The organism is Paenibacillus lacisediminis (assembly GCF_046567315.2).
This window is the reverse complement of sequence record NZ_JBKIAX020000005.1, coordinates 258,279-277,649: the sequence shown is the minus strand read 5'-3', so window position 1 is coordinate 277,649 and position 19,371 is coordinate 258,279. Positions and strand designations below refer to the sequence as shown.

At 56.0% G+C, this 19,371-nt stretch carries 12 protein-coding genes; 4 read left to right on the top strand and 8 right to left on the bottom strand.

Going from position 1 to position 19,371, the window contains the following annotated elements; translation table 11 throughout:
- Positions 1 to 112: 112 nt before the first annotated feature.
- From ACLD72_RS12380 to ACLD72_RS12350, 7 genes are all read right to left on the bottom strand, one after another.
- On the bottom strand, positions 113 to 2,161 hold the full coding sequence (locus ACLD72_RS12380; protein ID WP_410999819.1) for an EAL domain-containing protein: 2,049 nt from the start codon (positions 2,159 to 2,161) through the stop codon (positions 113 to 115).
- 148 nt (positions 2,162 to 2,309) lie between these two features.
- Positions 2,310 to 4,028 (bottom strand): ABC transporter substrate-binding protein, encoded by a 1,719-nt coding sequence (locus ACLD72_RS12375; RefSeq protein ID WP_410999759.1) that lies wholly within the window; start codon positions 4,026 to 4,028, stop codon positions 2,310 to 2,312.
- Between the two features lie 30 nt (positions 4,029 to 4,058).
- Positions 4,059 to 4,994: a carbohydrate ABC transporter permease gene (locus ACLD72_RS12370; RefSeq protein WP_410999757.1), complete on the bottom strand. Its 936-nt coding sequence runs from the start codon at positions 4,992 to 4,994 to the stop codon at positions 4,059 to 4,061.
- 19 nt (positions 4,995 to 5,013) lie between these two features.
- Positions 5,014 to 5,973 carry an ABC transporter permease gene (locus ACLD72_RS12365; RefSeq protein WP_410999755.1) on the bottom strand — a complete coding sequence of 320 codons (960 nt, stop codon included), beginning with the start codon at positions 5,971 to 5,973 and terminating at the stop codon, positions 5,014 to 5,016.
- 115 nt (positions 5,974 to 6,088) lie between these two features.
- On the bottom strand, positions 6,089 to 7,645 hold the full coding sequence (locus ACLD72_RS12360; protein ID WP_410999753.1) for a response regulator: 1,557 nt from the start codon (positions 7,643 to 7,645) through the stop codon (positions 6,089 to 6,091).
- Positions 7,620 to 9,431, bottom strand: a complete 1,812-nt coding sequence (locus ACLD72_RS12355) for a cache domain-containing sensor histidine kinase (RefSeq protein WP_458475791.1) — start codon at positions 9,429 to 9,431, stop codon at positions 7,620 to 7,622. The genes ACLD72_RS12360 and ACLD72_RS12355 overlap by 26 nt, the downstream gene beginning before the upstream one ends.
- Positions 9,432 to 9,568: 137 nt before the next feature.
- The gene (locus ACLD72_RS12350; protein WP_458475790.1) at positions 9,569 to 10,795 is read right to left on the bottom strand and encodes a YkvI family membrane protein; all 1,227 of its coding nucleotides are present in this window, start codon (positions 10,793 to 10,795) and stop codon (positions 9,569 to 9,571) included.
- Between the two features lie 145 nt (positions 10,796 to 10,940).
- Here ACLD72_RS12350 and ACLD72_RS12345 point away from each other — a divergent pair, with 145 nt between their 5' ends.
- The 4 genes from ACLD72_RS12345 (at position 10,941) to ACLD72_RS12330 (ending at position 15,283) form a co-directional block, all read left to right on the top strand.
- Positions 10,941 to 11,768: a helix-turn-helix domain-containing protein gene (locus tag ACLD72_RS12345; protein ID WP_410999747.1), complete on the top strand. Its 828-nt coding sequence runs from the start codon at positions 10,941 to 10,943 to the stop codon at positions 11,766 to 11,768.
- Positions 11,769 to 12,216: 448 nt separating this feature from the next.
- Positions 12,217 to 13,377 (top strand): Gfo/Idh/MocA family protein, encoded by a 1,161-nt coding sequence (locus ACLD72_RS12340; protein WP_410999745.1) that lies wholly within the window; start codon positions 12,217 to 12,219, stop codon positions 13,375 to 13,377.
- A gap of 62 nt (positions 13,378 to 13,439) precedes the next feature.
- Positions 13,440 to 14,180: a ThuA domain-containing protein gene (locus ACLD72_RS12335; protein WP_410999743.1), complete on the top strand. Its 741-nt coding sequence runs from the start codon at positions 13,440 to 13,442 to the stop codon at positions 14,178 to 14,180.
- Positions 14,180 to 15,283 carry a Gfo/Idh/MocA family protein gene (locus ACLD72_RS12330; RefSeq protein ID WP_458475789.1) on the top strand — a complete coding sequence of 368 codons (1,104 nt, stop codon included), beginning with the start codon at positions 14,180 to 14,182 and terminating at the stop codon, positions 15,281 to 15,283. The genes ACLD72_RS12335 and ACLD72_RS12330 overlap by 1 nt, the downstream gene beginning before the upstream one ends.
- Positions 15,284 to 15,347: 64 nt before the next feature.
- On the opposite strand, the gene ACLD72_RS12325 is transcribed toward ACLD72_RS12330, so the two are convergent.
- Positions 15,348 to 19,289, bottom strand: coding sequence for a fibronectin type III domain-containing protein (locus ACLD72_RS12325; RefSeq protein WP_458475788.1), 3,942 nt, complete (start codon positions 19,287 to 19,289; stop codon positions 15,348 to 15,350).
- Positions 19,290 to 19,371: the final 82 nt, after the last annotated feature.

Below are 19,371 nucleotides of genomic sequence, written 5' to 3'. Positions count from 1 at the left end.
TAGGCCAGCAAGCCACTCGCCAACTCATCGATTAAGCAGCCAGCCCACAAGGCGCCTCTATTAGTTAACAAAGAACTAAGCAGCAGGCAACTCGGCCAAGCCTCAGAGCCAACTACTCGATTACCGGACCCGTGCCGGACTCCGGTACTGCCTGCAAGGCGCCACCCATCCCCGTTCCCGCCGACCTTACCCAATCGGCGATTTCCTCGTTTTTCATCGGCTTGCCGTAGAAAAAACCTTGCATGACGTGACAGCCCAGCTGCATCAAAAAATCGATGTGCTCCTTGTCTTCCACGCCTTCGGCGACCACATCCAGCCGCAGCTTCTCCGCCATCAAGACGATCGCTTTAATGATAGCGCGTTTGCTGGGGGATTCCAGGTCATTGATAAACAGGCGGTCCAGCTTGAGCGCGTCGATCGGAATCCGGTCGAGCAGACCGATCGACGAATATCCTGTGCCGAAATCGTCCATGGACACCCGTACCCCCAATTTCCGCACCGCTTCCAGCTGCCGGACGATCTCGTTGATGTCGTAAAGCACCATGGATTCCGTGATTTCCAGCTCCAGCATGTCCGGGGCGAGCTCCGCCGCCGCCAGCGCGCTTTGTACCATATCGATCAAGCTGTCGGTATGAAAAAGGCGCCCGGACAAATTCACGGACACCGGCTGGCGGATTCCCTGACTTTGCCAAACCTTGCATTGCCGGCAGGCTTCCTCCATAGTCCAGCGGGTGATCGGAACGATCAGCCCCGTTTCTTCGGCAAGCGGAATGAACTCCGTCGGCGTAACGATCCCCAAACGGGGATGCTGCCAGCGGAGCAGCGCCTCAAATCCCGCCATCCGATGCATTTTCACATTCCATTTCGGCTGATATTCGATATAGAACTGGCGCTGCTCCAGGGCAAGCTGCAAGTCCTTTTCCAACTCCATTTTGCGGACCTCTTTGACGCCCATTTCATCGGTGTAAACCGAGTACTGGTTTTTGCCCAAGCCTTTAGCCTTATACATCGCCGTATCGGCGGTCTTGAGCAGGACGGAGCGGTCGGAATCCCGGATCGACCCGATGCTGATGCCGATGCTCCCCGTGACATACAGCTCGTTCCCCTCCACTCGGACCACTTGCTTGATGCTCTTTAAAATTTCCCCCGCCAGTTGTTCGGCTTGTTCCCGCTCGCACCCTCTGACGATGAACAGAAATTCGTCGCCCCCAATCCGGAAGGCCTGCCGAACCGGGCGAACAAACTGCTGCAGGCGATGCCCCACTTCCTGTACGAGCAAATCGCCGATATTATGCCCCAATGTATCGTTAATCGCTTTGAACTGGTCCAAATCGATAAACAGAACCGCCAAGGTTTCCTCACCCGTATATTTGTCAAAAAACCGGTTCATCTCGTTGCGGTTGGGAAGCCCGGTGATGGCATCCATGTACGCCATTTTCTCGAGGACATGGCGGTCAAAAAACATCGCTCCCCAGGATACCAGCAGGATGATGAATATCGTCACGGTGACGGCAAACAGCAAATAGATATCCATGGAGGAATCGTGAGTAATATTTATATCTCCGGCAGCGTGAAACCGCGCCGCTCTCATTCCCGTATAATGCATCCCGCAAATCGCAAACCCCATCACGACCGCAGACAGCCATTTCGGCCAACTGGACGCTTTCTGGCTGCGAAATCGCAAAAACAAAAACAGCGCCGCGTAGGAAGCGGCAATCGCAATGACTACCGACAACGCCCACAGCGTTTTATCGTACGACAGCTTCACCGGCATGACCATCGCTTCCATTCCGATGTAATGCATCGTCACGATCCCGGCTCCCATCATAAGGCCGCCGATGGCAATAAGGTAGCGCTTGACGTCGTTAGGCATGGTAATATAAAACACGATAAACGACGAGGCTACGCTGGCCCCCATTGACAGTAAGGTGAGCCACGGATCGTATTTCATGGGAACATGCAGATGAAACGCCAGCATTCCCACGAAATGCATGGACCAAACACCGCTTCCCATGACGAGCGAACCGCCAAGCAGCCAGAATAACTTCATTTTTCCGTCAGAGAACGAAATTTTGGCGGCGATGCTTAACGCGGAGTACGATGCCAATATCGCAATGGCTACCGATAGCGCGACAATATAATAGTTGTAGCTGCCTTCCATCATCATTTTGCTGCCCCGACTTTCTGAGATGTGATCTCCACAAGAAAATAATCATCTTATCATACCACACCGACCTCGACAATTTCTGAACAATAGGTACAACGGCCCAATAAAATATAGCCCGTACGCGAACGTACGGGCATCTATATTATTTCCCGCTCCACAGCTTGACGCGGTCTTTGACGAATTGTCCGTACGCCTCTTCCATCTCGCGAACTCCCGCTTTTTCCAGCTCGGCCATGTAGTCGTCCCAGATTTGGTCGAACCTGCTCGGATCGGCCATAATCGCTTCCGGGATACGTTTCCAGGTGATGTCTCTCATTTTCGTCCCGAGAATCGCGGCCGTGCTGTCGCTGGGCAAAGCGATGTTGTAAACGGCGCCGGCCTTTCTTTCCGGGAACTCCTCCTCCTTCGGGAACAGATCGCGCCAGTGCTCGATGCCGTAGGCGGCGAGCGCCTCTTTTTCCGGTTCGCTATAGGTGGCTGTCAGCAGCTCGGAATTCGATTTCGTAAAATAATTGCCGGTCGAATCCTTGATCCCGTCCCCGTAATGCACCATCAGGTTCCAATATAAGCCGATGCCCGATTCTTTTGTGTAGGCGTTGCCTTGGCTATCCATCTTTTGCTGGATTTCCACGGGGACGACGCGTTTGCCGTCCTGCACCACGTAATCGGTGCCTTCAATGCCCCAGTTGTTTAGGACTTGGCCTTCTTCGGACGCCAGAAAGTCGAGGAATTTGATCGCGGTCACCGGATCTTTGCATTTGCTGGAGATCGCGATGCCGTACCCGCCGTCAAAACCGGCCGGCCAGAAGCTCGTGTCTTTGTATTCCTTGGTCAGGGTAACCGGGTAATGCCCGTAAGTCTGATCGAATTTCCCGGCCGCTTTCAGCGCCTGCTGGGATTCGCCGAAGTCCCAGGCGGGATCGATCAGCCCAAGCACACGCCCGGAGGCGACCTTCGCTCTGAACTGGTCCGTTTTTTGCACAAAGCTCTCCGGGTCCAGCAGCCCGATATCGTTCATATGGTTGAGCCAGCGGAAATATTCCCGTTCCTCAGGACGGCGGAAATGATAGGTGACGTCAAACGTTTCCTGGTTCACATAATATTCCCCGTCATCCGGAGCGCCGGTCGTCATGAAACCCGAATTGGTCACCTGGTACATGTGCCAATCGTCGGCGTTGAGCGTAAGGCCGATATTTTTGTTGCCGTTCTCATCCGTCGGGTGCTTGGCCAAATAGTCCTTGATCACCTTCTCGTAATCCTCGACCGTGCGGATTTCCGGATACCCCGCTTCCTTGACGACGCGATGCTGCAATTCGAACCCGCCTTCCGCCTTGAACTTCCGCTCATCCACCGCAGACCAGGTCGGGATCGCGTAAATCGCCGGATCGTCCAGGCTGTATTTGATGCGGACGATTTTGTCGCCCAGCATCTTTTTGATATTCGGGGCGTGCTGGTCGATCAGCTCCGTTAAATCGAGTACGGCGCCGACATCGATCAGCTTGCCGAGGTCCGACTTGGCGGCAATCAGATCAGGAACATCCCCGGTAGCCGCCATGATCGAAACCTTCTGCACGGGATCACCCACCGCAAACTCCGCATCGAGAATCACCCCGGTTTTTTCCGTAAGCACCTTGCCGACCCGATCCTGCATGTTATTCCAGTTGCTGCTCGGATCCTCGGAAAAATAGGTCAAGGTAACCGGCCCGGAACGGTTCGAGCTCTGCCCGCCGCTCTGATCCGCCCCGTTCGTCCCGCTCCCGGGCGTCCCGGCATTTCCCCCGCCGCAGCCGGCAAGCTGGCTCAGCAGCAGGATCCATCCCAGCAGCAGCGCCGCAGTCTTGTTCTTTTTTGCCTTCAACATGCGATATCACTCCTTTTTTTGTGCTGAATATCAGCTTTTTACGGCCCCCAGAGTCATCCCTTTGACGAAATATTTTTGCAGGAAAGGATAGACGACCAGGATCGGCACCGTCGCGATGATTGTGATCGCCATTTTGATGGAATCCGGCGAGACTTGCGCCATCAACTGGGACATGTTCTCCCCGCGGATGTTGTTTGCGTTCGTCGTCGTGCTTTGCAGCACTTTCATCAGCTCATATTGCAGCGTCGTCAAAGCATCGTTCGAACCGTTGTACAAATACGTATCAAACCAGGAATTCCACTGGCCGACCGCCAGGAACAACGCGACCGTGGCGAGCGCCGGCTTGCACAGCGGCAGAATGACGCGCCAGTATATCGTAAAATCGTTGGCCCCGTCCAGTTTGGCCGATTCCTGCAGCGCATACGGAATACCGTCGATAAACGAGCGAATGACGAAAATATTGAACGCGCTTACAAGACCCGGCAGGATGTACACGGCAAACGTGTTGATCAAATCCAGATTGCGGATCAAAATAAACCCCGGAATCAATCCGCCGGTAACGTACATCGTGATCGCGAGGTACGTGGATACGAACTTTCTCCCCTGAAAATCGCTCCGGGCCAGCGTATAGGCGACCATGGAGCCGCTGACGAGACCGGCGACGGTTCCGATGACGGTCCGCAGCACGGAGATTTTGAACCCGGTCACCAAACCGCCGTAGCTAAAGATCTGCTTGTAGTTTTCCAGCGTGAACTCGCGCGGATAGATGGTAATGCCGCCGCGCACCGTATCCACCGAATCGTTGAACGAGATCGCCAGCACGTTCAAAAACGGATACAGCGTAGCCACCGTAATCAGGGAAATCAACAAATACACCACGCCGTCAAAAATCCAGTCCGAAAGCGGTCTGGAAGCCCGTTTGCCCGCTTTGCCCCTGACGGGCGCCGAGGTTTTGGCCGTTTCCATGTTCACCCCCCTTTCCGTTTTACATAATGCTCTCATTCGTAATTTTTTTGAACGTTCCGTTGGCAATAAACAATAAGAGCAGGCTGATGACCGAGTTGAAAATGTTGATCGCCGTCCCAAATGAATAACGGCCCATCGACAACCCGTAATTGAGCGCGTACAAATCGAGCACCTCCGAATAGTCGCTGACTATATGGTTGCCGAGCAGAAACTGCTTCTCGAACCCGATTCCGATCAGATGCCCGATCGACATAATGAGCAGCACCACGATCGTCGGCCGGATGCCCGGCAGCGTGATATGCCACATCTGCTTCAGCCGGCTGGCCCCGTCCACCCGGGCCGCTTCGTACAGCTCCGGCCCGATGCCGGCGATCGCCGCCAAATAGATGATCGCGTTCCAGCCCGTCTCTTTCCACACATCCGCGGCCGTCACGATACCCCAAAACAGCTCTCCCTTGGCCATAAACTGAACCGGCTGATCGATCAGCCCCAACTGGACCAGAATCGCGTTGACGACCCCGCCGTCGGTGGACAGCATTTTGCTCACGATACCGGCGGCTACCACCCAAGACACGAAATGCGGCAAATAGGAGACCGTTTGCACGAACCGCTTCATCGCCTGAACCCGGACTTCGTTCAGCAGCAGGGCGAACATGACCGGAAACACGAATCCCGCGACCAGGCCCATCAGGCTCATCGCCAGCGTATTTCTTAACACGAGATAAAAATGGCCGTCCCGGAACAACGCCTCAAAATGCTCCAGCCCCACCCACTTTTGCTGCCAGAAGCTTTTGCCCGGCTTGTAGTTTTGGAAGGCCATCGTCCAGCCCCAGAGAGGCAAATATTGAAACACGAACACCCAGATCACAAACGGAAACGACATCAGGTACAAGTACTTCTGGCTCTTGAACACCTTCCACCTTCGCGGCTTTCTGTCCAAGCTGCCGCCGGTTCGCGGCTCGGCTGTTACCGTTTTCATTTTCTCCCCTCCCTCCTCGCGTTTATCGTAATTCAACCGGACCGCCCGGGACATACGGGAAATTTCGGGGATTTCACCCGCGAATTTAGACGGTTTTCCGAAAGTTTCAGCGTTTTCATTCATCCGGTGGGTGCCGGAATTCGGAAGGAGAACGTCCCTCCAGCTTTTTAAATTTCTCATAAAAATAGTTCACATTGGCGTATCCGACCCGTTCCGCGGCCTCATACACCTTCATGCCCCGGGCCAGCATCTCCTTCGCTTTTTGTATCCTCACTTGATCCAGATAAGCGTTGAAATACTCCCCGGTCTTCTTCTTGAACAACTGCCCCAGATAAGCGCTGCTGTAATTAAACAAGCCGGCCAGCATCTCCAGCCGGAGATTTTCGTGATAATGGCGGTGGATAAAGTCGAGCAGCCTTTTGATTTCCTGATCCTGGCCGGGGGAGTCCGCGGCAAGAGCAAGCTTTTCGAGAAACCGCAATACGTAGTCGAACAGCCCGCGAATATGCCTTTGCTCGTAAATCCCGCTCAAAAACGCGGCCGGCTCCAGCGGATCTTCAGGTTTGGCCCGGAATTCCGGCGGAACTTTGCGGATCACCTCGTTTGCCGCCTGGAACAACCTCTGCTTGATCTCTGCCTCCCCGCATTCCTCGGCCACCCACTGCCGCAAAGCGGTCTCCAGCAGCGGCTCCAAAGCCCCGGCATTGCCGACATCCACGAAGTAAAACAGCCGGAACGCCAGCTCCCCTTCATCCAGCCGTTCTTCGTGAGGCCCGGTCTGCGGAATTCCGGCAAAATCCCGGCGCGAATCCGGACCTAACATGTTTCCGGGCTCGTAAAAAAAGCTCCGCTCCAGGAGCGTTGCGGCCGCCTTGTACGATTGTCCGATGCGATGAAGCTCGTGCACGGCTCCCCCGGCCGCGGCGTCCACCTGTGCATTCACCTCGTCCGCCAGCACCCGCAGCTCGCAGTAAAGCCGCTTGCGGCCGGATTCGCCCCGCAGCGGCCCATTGACCAAAAGCACGGTGTAAGGAGCGATCCCGAACACGACGCCCCGTCCGCCGGCCGTAAAGGCGGAAGCCAGCTTAGCCCGGAAATGCGGGAGGGCTTCGGCCTGTTCCGGCCCGGCAACACTCAGCCGCACAAGCACGAGTTCATACCAGGGCCACAGCATCCCGGTTTGTCCGGCCATTTCCCTTACCTTTTCCTCGTCTTCCCCGATTTGTCCGGTCAGCAGGGAGTAGACCAGCCATTCCTTTGTCAGCACGCCGCTTTTGAGCCAATCCTCCCGCTGTTCCTGCGCCAGTTTATGATTTAATTGCCGCAGCTTGGCGGTTAATTCCTCCTTGTTCACCGGCTTCAGCAGGTAGCCGTCCGCACCGAATTCCAGCGCTTTGCGCGCATATTCGAAATCGGCATACCCGCTTAAAATCAGGAAATGCGGCGATAAACCCAAGGAGTGTATTTCCTGAATCAAATGCAGCCCATCCATGCCGGGCATGCGAATGTCGACGATCAGCAGATCGGGGACAATCCCCTGAAATAAACGAAGAGCTTCGCTACCGCTCGCCGCCGTAGCCGCCACTTCAAAGCCCAAGCTCTCCCACGGAATCAGCGTTTTTAAACCCGACCGCAGCTTCGGCTCATCATCCACAATCATCACTTGATACATCCTTGGTCCCTCCCGGTATGAAAAATGAAACTCTGGTGCCTTCTCCCCGCTTGCTCTCGAGATGCAGGCCGTACGCTTCTCCGTATGACAGCTTTAGCCGGTCATGAACGTTGCGCAGTCCAATCCGGCTCGCGCCATCCGTTTCCTGGGGCTCGCTCAGCTCCCGGTTAATCCGGTACAGCCGCTCCGGCTCCATCCCCGCACCGTCATCCCAAATCTCCACCATGACCTTATCCTTGATTGCGCCGGCATGAATCCGGATCAAGGTCGCCCCTTCCTCCTTGTTCTCCAATCCGTGAATGATCGAGTTTTCCACCAATGGCTGGATGACCAAAGGCGGGATTTTGGCGCCTTCGGCCCCCGGCTCAATATTCAGCTCATAAATCAGCTTTTCCTCATAACGGAATTTCTGGAGCTCCAAATAACATACGGCCATATCCAGCTCTTCCTTTAAAGAGATCTGTTCGTTGCCGATCTCCAGGCTGCTGCGGATCATATGGCTTAGCTGCCAGACGGCCTGGGAAATATCCTCCTCGCCGCGGAGATGGGCTTCCATCCGAATCGATTCCAGCGTATTGAACAGAAAATGCGGATTGATTTGGCTGGCCAGCATTTTAAACTTGATTTCATTTTGCTTTTGTTCGAGCCGCCGTTTCTGGCGGTGGGTTTCCTGCACTTCCGACATCAGTTGGCCGAGCCTTCCGACGAGCGCGTTGAATTGCCGGGACAACTGGCCGATTTCGTCCTTGCCGTCGATGTCTAGATATGTATTCCATGAGCCGCTGCCCACCTTGGACATCTGTTTGCTGAGCCGCAGCAGCCGGCCCGTGATCAGCGAGGCGGAGGCATAAACCAGCAGAATGGCGGCCAGCATGCTGGCGGCAATGACGATCGTCGCCTGCACAATCACCCGGTTCGTGTCCTTGACGATTTCCGCTTCCGAAAACACCGAAATGATCCTCAGGCCGTTCCAACTGCTCTGCGGGACCAGGCTGGCGATGACAACCTTCGAAGGCTGCCCCTCCAGCCAGGCGTCAAAGCTGCCCGCCGCTTGCGTAAGCACATTGCGGTCGACATGCACGTCGGACAGGTTGTTGCCGTACATGCCGGGGCGGTTCGCGGCCACGATATTGTTGTCGTCATCAACAATCATGGTGGAAAACGACTCCTGTGCGAGGATGGAATTCAGCAGCGAGGAATCCACGTTAATGACCAGAACGCATTCCTGCTTCCGGTTATCCAGCGTAATTTTCCGCGTTAGGCTAAGGTAGTGGGTCTGGTCGCGCTCGTCCTCAATGTAGCTCCAGCCGGCCAGTCCTTTTTGGTCAAGCGCATTCCTGTACCAGGCGGATTGCTCCGTCGCAGCGTCCGGCTGCATGAACTCCCAGTTGTTCAGGATCGTCGGATTGGGCGTATACAGCCGGATACCTCTCACCTCTTTATAAAGCCGCATGTAATCGCGAATATCCGTATACTGCCTGAAAGATTGGATCACCTCGATATAACTGCCGTAATTCCGTCCGGCCACCAGCTTCATGCGGCTGTCGTTGGAGAGCTGGTAGGAAATGTCCAGGGGGACCTTGATCACTTCCTCGGTTCTTTTTTTGACGCGGTCCACATTGCTTTCCGCCTGCTCGAAGGCCTCCCTGATCATCACTGCGCGCAGCTTGGCGGTGAGGAACACCCCGCTGATCAATAGCGGGATCATCGATACCGCGATGAAGATGAGCGACAATTTTTTCCGCAGCTGCATGTCATTTAAGGCCCTGACGAGAAACACCAACATGCAAAACCTCCTTTTTGACGTAAAATCACAGAAACGCAAACACCCCTTTAGAACTAAAGGGGGATGATTTGTTAGCGTATTCTGTTAGCTAAATTACAACAAATATAATTCCTGGAGTGTTTGCAGTCAAGATATATTCATTCCTCTTTTTTCAATCCATGGCCCTGTTTTTCATTTTCCAGACTGCTCTGCCGCTGCTGGCCGCGGGCTCGCAGCTCGTACGCGGGCGCGGCGGAAAATGGGATGCCCAGCCCGCCGGTAAGGCCGGGAGGTTCGGCGGGCGGGTCAATCGGCGGGCCGTCAGCCTGCGGCAGACGCCTGAACGCCAGCAGGGCGAGCAGCAGCATGCCGATATAACCGAACAGCGGATACAGATAGGTTAGCAAGGAAGCAAAGCCGACCTGGCTGATCAGAAAGCAGGCCAGCAGCACGGCCAGAATAACGGCGTTTTTCGGGAGCGGAAACAGACTTTGGATTTGCCGGGTCATGCCAAACACGTTGCCGATCAAGGTGGTGAAAATTTCCCCGTAAATGACCAGCAGGAACAGCACATATGGAAAGGCCCCCAAACCGCGCACGATTTCAGCCATCGGGATTTCCAGCTCCATGATTTCCGGCATGCGGGCATTGATGGCAAAATGATAGATCAGCAGCATCGCACCAAGACCGATTCCGCCCCAGAAGCCTCCCCACTTCAGCGTGCTTTCCTCCTTGACCTCACTGCCCAGAGGCACCATCACCGCCTGCGCAAAGGCAAAGTTCAACGCCACATAAATAAACGCGCTCAGCGCCCAGCCATAATCCCGCAGCTGCTGGCGCTGCCACTCGGTAATCCGCATGATGCCGCCCGGCTCGACAACATAAATCGCAATCAGGCAGGTGAACAGCAGCATCATCGGCACGACCAGCGCATTGACCACCACGATCCCGTTCATCTCTTTGGTCATCACCCAATAGGCCAGCACGATGCTCAGAACAATTCCGATCTGGTAAGGCAAGTGCAGCTGCTCCTCAAAAATGGAGCCCGTCCCGGACAGCATCACGGCGGTTACGCCAAGCAGGATCAGTAAAGTCAGCGCATTCGCGAGCTTGCCGAGAACCGGCCCGAAGAGATGGTCGTTAAATTCCTGATAGGAGAACGCCTTGATCCGGTGAGCCACCACCATCATTTTCGTTCCGAGCCACATAAACAGAAAAGTAGTAATGGTTATCCCCACTGCCCCCACGGGTCCGTAAACGGTAAAAAACTGCATGATCGATTGGCCTGAAGCGAATCCGGCGCCAACGACCGTGCCGATATAAGTTGCGGCAATTTGAAATATTTTGACCCATCGCTCAATCATATACCCTCCGGAAAATTCCATTTTTTGTCTTGTCCTCCCTATCCTATGATCCTTGCTTGCTTCCTATTCCCGTCTTCGTTTTATTTAAAAAAGGCTGATTCTCCGGCAAAAATGCAGTACATTAAGGATAGGCAGTACACCAAATCCGTGCGGAGTGAGCTAAATCGTGAAATCCTTTTATCAAAACTGGAAGCTCGATCCCGACCTTCCGATGAATATTTTCCGCAGCCAAAACCTGTCGTTTTACCCCCATTTCCATGCGGAAATCGAAATTATCTACGTGGAATCGGGGAGCCTGCTGATCGGCGTCAACGAGGAAAAACGCCAGGTAAACCAGGGCGATATCGTCATCTGCAGCAGCAGCGACATCCATTACTTCGACAGCCGGGACCAGCCTTCTCAGGTGCTGATTTTGCTCTTTAAGCCGGAGTGGATCGGTCCGGTCAAGGGCTGGCCGCAGGATTTCCGCTTCGCCTCCCCGTTCATTTCGGACAAGGACCCGCGGTTTCACCCGATCAAGCCGTGTCTGGAGCGGATTTTCCAGGAACGGGCCGGCGCCCGGCCCGGATATCAAATGTTGATGAAAGCCGGCGTGCTGGAGGTGTGCGGGACGCTGCTCCGGCATTTGGAGACGCGCCGCATGGACACTGGCGCCAAGGAGAAGCTTGAATCGCGGCGGGCCAGGATCCAGCAGATCCTCTCCTACATCGAAGAGCACTATCATGAGGAACTGAACGTCAGCTTCATGGCGCGGCAGTTTCATATGGAGCCGTCGCATTTCAGCAGAACGTTCAAAAGCGCCATCGGCATGAATTTCAAAACCTACCTCAATTCGATCCGGGTGCTCACCGCCGAGCAAAAGCTGCAAACAAGCGATCTAAACATTATGGAAATCGCGCTGGAATGCGGCTTCACCAGCATTCGGACGTTCAACCGCGTCTTCAAGGAGCTAAGGGGATACATTCCCTCTACCTTGCGTAATTCCGGGCCTTGAAGTTCTGAATCGTACCCCCGGGACTCCTGAGAAAAATATAAGGGTAAAAAAGGTCGTTATTCCGACGATATCCGTCCATTCGAAGGAAATAGAGGCAATTTATGTCGCTATTTTCCCCCGTCGCAAGGAAACGGCCACGTTCTGGACCATTCATAGGAAAATAAGGACCAAAAATGCCGCTAATGGGGATGAACATGCCTAGCTCTGGATAATAAGTACATAAAGTACCGCTATTTTGAAGGTGATATAGCATTTTTTTCCGAGTCCAGTATATCTAGCAGTTTCCGCGAATATCATAGAAACGCAAGGCAAAACAAGCTTAAAAGCTTCAATACGCAATTTTTGACTATGAATCCGCATAAACTGGCGAGCGTCGAAGGCTTCTATCAACTTATAATGAATACATGAAGACAAAAATTTTGTTCTTCAATCGATTTGGAGGGATTCAATGAAGCAGCTGCGTATCGGAATGATAGGTTACAAGTTTATGGGCAAAGCCCACAGCAACGCTTACCGGGCCCTGCCGATGTTTTTCCCCGGGGCCTTGAAGCCGGAGATGGCCGTGCTGTGCGGGCGGAACGAAGAGGCTGCGCGCGAGGCCGCGGACCGGCTCGGCTGGCCGGAAGTGGCCACCGACTGGAAGCAAGTTGTGGCCCGGGACGATATCGACCTGATCGACATCAACGCCCCAAGCGACGCCCATAAGGAAATCGCCTTGGCCGCGGCGAAAGCGGGAAAACACATATTTTGCGAAAAACCGTTAGCGCTTTCACTGCAAGACTCCAGAGAGATGCTGGTGGCGGTGGAAGCGGCCGGCGTCACCCATATGGTCGGCTTTAACTACCGGTTTTCTCCGGCGGTGAAGCTGGCCAAAAAGCTGGTGGAAAGCGGCCGGCTCGGGCAAATCTATCATTTCCGGGCCTGGTTCCTGCAGGACTGGATTCTCGATCCGGAATTCCCGCTCGTCTGGCGGCTGCAGAAGGACGTGGCCGGTTCGGGGTCGCACGGCGACCTCGGCGCGCATTTGATCGATCTGGCCCATTACCTGGTCGGCGACATCCGGGAAGTGATCGGCATGAGCGAAACGTTCATCAAGGAGCGCCCGTTGGCGGAAAATATGACCGGACTCAGCGCCAAAAGCAGCAAAAACGCGCCGAAGGGCCCGGTTACTGTGGACGACGCTACACTGTTTCTGGCCCGCTTTGAAAACGGGGCGCTGGGCAGCTTTGAGGCGACGCGGTTTGCGGCCGGACACCGCTCGACGAACGCGTTTGAAATCAACGGCAGCCTGGGCAGCGTGAAATTCGACTTCGAGCGGATGAACGAGCTGGAGGTGTACTTCACTTCGGACGACGAGGACGTTCAGGGCTTCCGGCGCGTGCTTGCCACCGATCCGGCGCACGCGTATGCCGAGGCTTGGTGGCCGCCGGGGCATACGCTTGGCTTCGAGCATACGTTTACGCACGAAATGCTGGAGCTGACAAGCGCAATTCGCGAAGGCAGACAGCCAGAGCCGAACTTCCGCGATGGCGTCAAATGCCAGGCGGTGCTGGAAGCGGTGGAACGCTCGGTGGATGAACGGCGCTGGGTGAAAATTTCTGAAATGTGAGCGGTTTGAGCGATGTGAGAAATTAAAATTCGCAAGATATGGATAAGGAGACGAAAACCGAGATGAAAAAAGCACTAATCGTTTGGGGCGGCTGGGACGGACACGAACCGGAGCAGGTTGCAAGCGTTTTTGCCGGCATTTTGCGGGAGCATCAGTTTGACGTGGAGGTTTCCGACACGCTGGAGGCCTATGCGGATGCCGAAAAGCTGCTTGGGCTCGACCTGATCGTGCCGGTATGGACGATGGGGGAGATCTCCAAGGAGCAGGCCGGCAACGTGTCGGCGGCTGTGCAAAGCGGCACCGGCCTGGCCGGATGCCATGGCGGCATGTGCGACTCGTTCCGCAACAACGTGGACTGGCAGTTCATGACCGGCGGCCAGTGGGTTGCCCATCCGGGCAACGACGGGGTACATTACAAGGTCGAAATCAAGCCCGGATCAAGCCCTTTGACCGAGGGGATCGAGGATTTCTTCGTGGATACGGAGCAGTATTATCTTCATGTTGACCCTGCCGTGGAAGTGCTGGCCACCACCCGGTTCCCGGTCGTGGATGGACCGCATCGCCTCAACAAATCCGTCGATATGCCGGTCGTTTGGACGAAACGGTGGGGCGTAGGCCGGGTGTATTATAATTCGCTGGGCCATCATGCCGATGTCACCATGCTTCCTCCGGTGAAGGAGCTGATGACGCGCGGGCTGCTGTGGGCTGCGGAAGGAAAGCAGCGGGCTTTGGAACTTCAGGCCGCCGGAGCTTCGGATGCGGCCGGGTCTGGGGCCTACACCGGGATGGGGGACAGCCAGTAATGGAAAAAATCAAGGTTGGCATCATCGGCTGCGGTAAAATCAGCGGCATTTACATGGAAAACTGCCGCAAATTCGCGGAGCTCGAGCTTGCGGCCTGTGCGGATCTGGATCTGTCCCGGGCGCGGGAACAGGCGGAACGCTACGGCATTCCCCGGGTTTGCACGGTTGAGGAACTGCTGGGCGATCCGGACATCGCAATCGTCATCAATTTGACGATCCCGGCAGCCCATGCGGAGGTGTGCTTGAAGGCGCTGGAGGCCGGCAAACATGTTTACGTCGAGAAGCCGCTCGCCGTCACCCGCGAGGACGGGCAGGCCATCCTGGAGGCGGCCCGCCGCCGCGGGCTGCTGGTCGGGAGCGCGCCGGAGACGTTTTTCGGGGCCGGCATTCAGACAGCGCTGAAGCTGATCCGGGACGGCGTGATCGGCCGGCCCGTGTCAGCCACGGCGTTTATGATGAGCCGCGGCCACGAGCATTGGCATCCGGACCCGGAATTTTATTATGCCAAGGGCGGCGGCCCCATGTTCGACATGGGCCCCTATTATTTGACGGCATTAATTCAGTTGCTGGGTCCGGTTCGGCGCATCGCCGGGATCACCGGCAAAGCGCTGGCGGAGCGTACGATCACGAGCGAGAAGAAACGCGGGCAGCGGGTCCCCGTGGAGGTGCCGACGCATGTCGCCGGAACGCTGGAATTCGCGGAGGGCGCGATCGCCACGCTGATCACGAGCTTTGATGTGTTCGGCGGCAGCACGCTCCCGCCGATTGAAATCCACGGCACCGAAGGCACGCTGCTAGTGCCCGATCCCAACACGTTCGGCGGCCCGGTGAAATACCGCAGGCTCGGTGAAACGGAGTGGACCGAGGCGCCGCTGCTGCCGGGCTACGCCGAGAACAGCCGCGGCATTGGCCCGGCCGATATGGCCGCCGCCCTGCTCCGCGGCCGCCCGCACCGCGCCAGCGGCGAACTCGCGTACCACGTGCTGGAAGCGATGTGGGGCTTCCACGATTCCTCGGACTCGGGCCGCTATTACGAAATGCAAAGCACGTGTACGCCCCCGGCCCCGCTTCCGGCGGACCTGGAGCCGTATCACCTGGACTAAACAACGCACGCCAAAAAAAGGGTGATCCCATGATCGGGACCACCCTTTTTCCATTAAATCCAAATCAGATCAGATTCGATTTCTGCAACAGACGCTGCACGATCGCAGCAACTTCGGCTCTAGTGATATGCGACTTCGGCGCAAGCTCTGTGCCGCTTCTGCCCGTCACGATACCTGCCTCCAGGCACTCCTCGATGCTGTCCTTCGCCCAGCCCGCCGCAGCCGAGGCATCGCGATAAGCAAGCAGCTTTTCGCCCTGGCCGTTAAGGGTGGCTTTCAATTCGGTAATCGCCATCGCTTTATCGATGATCGCCATCGCTTGCTCCCGGGTGATTTTTTCGTCCGGGCGGAATGTTCCGTCTTCAAAACCGTTGATCAATCCATAGGCCGAAGCCGTTTGGACCGCCACGTTGTACCAGGCCGATGCCGGCACATCCGGGAACGCTTGGCCCGCATTTACCGGTTCCAGCCCCAGTCCGCGTACTGCGATCGCCGCAAACTCCGCGCGGGTAATATCCTGATTCGGATTAAACAAATCGCCGCCGACGCCGTCCACCACCATCCGCGAACCCATGTCGTTCACGGCGTTTTTCGCCCAATGCTGGGCCACGTCGCTGAATTCAAGCGGATGCCATACGACGGAATAGGTGCTGTTCGTCAAACTATTGATCTGCGCAAAGTACTTGCCGCCTGTAACAACCACTTTGGTCGGTACGTGGCGTACGGAACCGTCCGGCTCCACGACGACGCCTGTAGTGATCTTCGACGGATCCACGCCGTCCGGAAGCGCGATCAGGCGCTCTACATATGCGTTAAACTTGGAAACCTCCACCGTCTTGTCGCCATGAACCGCTTTGACGGTAAAATCAACCGGCGCTACGGTCAGCGTAAACCCGCCGGCTGCCGCAGCATCCTCCGCGACCTGGGCCATCGCCGCGGTCGACGCTGAGATTTCAACCTGCACCTTAATATCTTTCAGCGCCACCGATCCGCCGATTTGCGCGGAGATGGAATCCATATCGATTTGATCGGCCGGCAAAGTATAGGTAGCCCGATCCGTTTGGATTTCCAGAACTGCCTGCTTGGCCGCCATATTTTTGACCATTTGGCCGTTCAATTCCCCGACAACGACATCCGGCGCGTCGCCCACCCGCACCGCGACGACGGCATGTTCACCTTCATTCGCCAGACGTTCTTCCAGTTTATCCGGATCGATGGCGATCGTCGTTACGGTTTGATCATTCCGCTTACCGGTCTTGGCCGTACCGGCGCTTTCCGCTTTGCCGTTCACCAGCACATCCACGGAAGTCCCGGAATCGGCCGGAGCGGATGGAACCGCCGGGGTTTGCGGCGCAGTTGCGGCCGACGATGAGGATCCGCCGCTGTTTTTGGACCCGTTGTTGTTGCTGCCGCTGTCACTGCCGCCGCCGCTGCTAGGCTGAGTTGGTGTAACGGCATTCGACGAAGCCGACGAACCGCTGTTGCCGACGCCGTTGATCGCTTTCACCGTAAACGTGTAGCTCGTCCCGTTCGTCAAACCGGTGATCGTGATCGGGCTGGCGGTCCCGGTTACCGTAATATTTCCCGGCATAGCCGTCACTTCATAACCCGTGATCGGACTTCCGCCTTGATCGGCCGGCGGCGTGAACGAGATGACGGCTTGCCCGTTTCCGGCTACGGCCTTCACATCCGTCGGCGCTCCCGGTACGGATATCGGCGTCGCGCTGACCGGCAAGGACGCTGCGCTTTCCTGGCCGAAGCTCATCGCTTTTACGGTAAAGTAATAGGTCGTTCCGTTGGTTAATCCCGTTACCGTATAGTCATAAACCGCGCCTGTCACGCTCGCCACCTCGCGATCGATCACGTCGGGAGTTTCGCTTTGGAACACCTTGTATCCGTCCGCGCCTTCTACCCCGCGCCAGCTCAGCGACACTTGGCGATCGCCGGCTGCCGGCTGAAGCAGCAGCGGAGCGCCTGGAGCAGGAGGCACCGGAGTGACGCTGCCGGAAGGCGCCGAAGCTGCCGAATCCCCGGCGCGATTGGTGGCGATCACCGTGAAGGTATACTCCACTCCGTTTTCCAGGCCCGTGATCGTGAGCGGGCTTCCGCTTCCTGCCACGGTCTTCCCGCCGGGACTGGCGATTACCGTGTATTCCTTGATTGGGCTGCCCCCATTATCCGCCGGGGCCGTAAAGTTGATCGTCGCTTTCCCGTCGCCAGGAATGGCCGTCACATTGGTTGGTGCGTCCGGGACGCCGGCGACGTTAATCGTTGCTGTCGCCGTATAACCTCCATCCGCCGTGGTTACGGTAATTACGGCATTTCCGTGCCCTACCGGAGTTACCATCCCGTTTGGGTCGACCGTGGCCACCGATGCGTCGCTGGAGCTCCAGGTTACGTTCGTGTTCGCCGCATTCCCGGGTTCCACCGTGGCATGCAGCGTCTCGCCGGCTCCATCCTCGGTCAAGTCCAGATGATCCTTATCCAGGGTAACGCCCGTAACGACCGTCGCACCCGTATCGTTAACGATCACGTTAAACGAATACGAATTGCTCGCCGAGCCGTCATCCAGCGTTACCGTAATCGTAGCGGTCCCGTAAGCATTCGCCTTCGGGGTAATCGTGAGCGTCCGGTCTTCGCCGCTTCCCGTGATGACCAGATTGGCGCCTGGAATCAGCGCCTCATTGGAAGAAACGGCAGTCGCGATGACGTCATCCCCGCCGTCCGGATCAATCGCATCGAACGAACGCGTCGCCGACGTGTTTTTGTTCATCGTCGTTACGCCCATAAATCCATCGTTTTGGGTCCAGGCCGCATTGGTAATATTCCCGTTTCTGCCGGAAGGCGTGCTGATGGCAACCGTTCCGTCGCCATTGTCGTTCAGTTTGTAGTTGGCGACAAGCCCTGGCTCCGTTCCCGTAAAATCGGCTTTCATCTCATCGATGATTTCCTGCTGGCTTTTCGCTTTGCTCCAAAATCTCACGTCTTTCATGCCGCCGGTATAATAGCCGTCCACAGCCCAGGAGCTCTTGCCGAGCCAGTTGTTTGCGCGGCTGACATTGTAAGCCGCTGCGCTTAAATTAACCGTACTTTGGGCTTTGAGTACGCCATCCCAGTAAATATATCCTTTCTTTTGGCTTGCGTCGTACACGAACGCCGTATGAACCCAGCGGTTCAGCGGGAACGTCTCCGCGGTAGTAAAATTGTTGTAGCCATTCGCCGGCCCGGAAGTCGTATAGGCGGTAAAATTCATTTTTCCTTGGTCAAAACCGACAAACACATTGTAATTGCTTACGCCGTTGGACGACTCAAAGAAACGCATCCAGGTTTTAAACCCGTCAACTTTCAGAAATCCTTCCACGGTAAAGGAATTCCCGTAAATTCCGGGATCGGGTATGGAGACATAATCGCCGTTGCCGTCAAATCCGAGATAATAGCCGCCGCTGCCGGACTCGGTTAAACGGGGGGCGTCGTTTTCCGGCATCACCGTAATTTGCGCATTCCCCGCCTGCGCGCTGAAAACGCCCGATCCCGAAGCGGTATCCACCAAACTATGGGCGGCATAACCTCCCGCCGACATATCCCACAATTGATAGGTTATCGTCGATGTCCCGTTCCAGTCGCGGGCGGGCACGAAACGGATCCGGTCCGTACTGGAGAGCAAATAGGCGCGGTCTGCATCGGGAAGAATGGCATACCACTGATTGGCGCCCGCATCCCAAAACTCCCAGGTTCCGAATTGAGCATCGTCGACGCTGACGACGGCGATACCCGTATTGTCGGGATCCGCCACTTTGCCGTTCAACAGATCCCGGACATACGTCCCGGCACTGCTGTAATTATCCTCCGCAATCGGCACCATCACGGAGAGTGTGTCACCGCTGTCGTTCCACGATATGGATGATGATGCCTGCGCCATGGCCAACTGGACCGGAGCAGCGCCGGTTACGGCCAGGCCGGCCGACAGCGTTGTACTTAAGGCTATTTTGATAATCGATTGCTTCATGCTGTTCTTCCCTTCTCCTTATCGATACTCAAATTTCGACAGTATTTGCGTAAATTTTATATTATTCGAGTAAACCAAAAAT